This window comes from Oleiphilus sp. HI0043 (assembly GCF_001634935.1).
Map to the genome: position 1 here is coordinate 1 of NZ_LWEY01000617.1, position 1,013 is coordinate 1,013.

Below are 1,013 nucleotides of genomic sequence, written 5' to 3' on the forward strand. Positions count from 1 at the left end.
TCGAGACTTTTGAGTTTCAATTTCGGAGCTAACATAGTCTTGCCACAAAAACACGAGCACGACAGCAACAACAAGGACAGCGATCAACGATGTAATAAAATTCCGCTGCTTCTCGGCCCGGAGTTCTTCTCGCCACGGCCTAAGGTTAATAGAAGGCATTAATCAAAACTCCTCATAGCCAAACCACAAGCAATCATCAGTGATGGTGCATCATTGCTTAACGCAGACGCATTCACCTTTGAGCTTAAGGTCATATCAACGAAAGGGTTAGCCACAATAGTCTTGATCCCTGTTTTCTCTTCAACCAGCTCTACAAGTCCGTTTATTGACGCGACACCGCCAGCAAGCACGACATAATCGACTTCATTATATTGGCTTGAGGAAAAGAAGAACTGTAATGAACGGGCGACTTGTTGAACGACTGCCTCTTTGAAAGGAGCTAAGACTTCACGCTCGTAGTCATCTGGCAAGCCACCTTGCTTTTTAGCTAGCCCGGCCTCTTCAAAAGATAAGCCATAACGTCGCTGAATTTCTTCTGTCAGTTGACGACCACCAAATAACTGCTCTCTTGTATAGATCGTTTTGCCATCGGCAAGTACGCTCAATGTCGTCATCGTTGAGCCAACATCGACAATTGCGACTGTCTGCTCTTCACCTTCAACGCCAATTTGCGAACCGACAAGTTCAAAGGATCGTTCAATTGCGTAAGCTTCGATATCGATAACTTTCGATGTTAAGCCACCAATTTCCAGGGCTTCTTCCCGAAGTTCAACATTCTCTTTTCGACAAGCAGCTAATAATATATCAACCTGGTCAGCGCCCGACTCTGACTCGCCAAGCACTTCAAAGTCGATAGCCACTTCATCAAGAGGATAAGGTATATATTGATCAGCCTCGACAACGATCATATTTTCCAGCTCAGACTCGTTAAGCCCACCCGCCATTTGTATGGTTTTGGTGATAACAGCTGAACCCGCAACGGCAGCAGAAGCTAATCGACTATTAGCACGCGA

At 45.6% G+C, this 1,013-nt stretch carries 1 protein-coding gene; it reads right to left on the bottom strand.

What is annotated here, in order from left to right; translation table 11 throughout:
• Positions 1-158: 158 nt before the first annotated feature.
• Positions 159-1,013: type IV pilus assembly protein PilM (gene pilM / locus A3729_RS07570; protein WP_068633536.1), on the bottom strand; the 855-nt coding region annotated here is incomplete at its 5' end.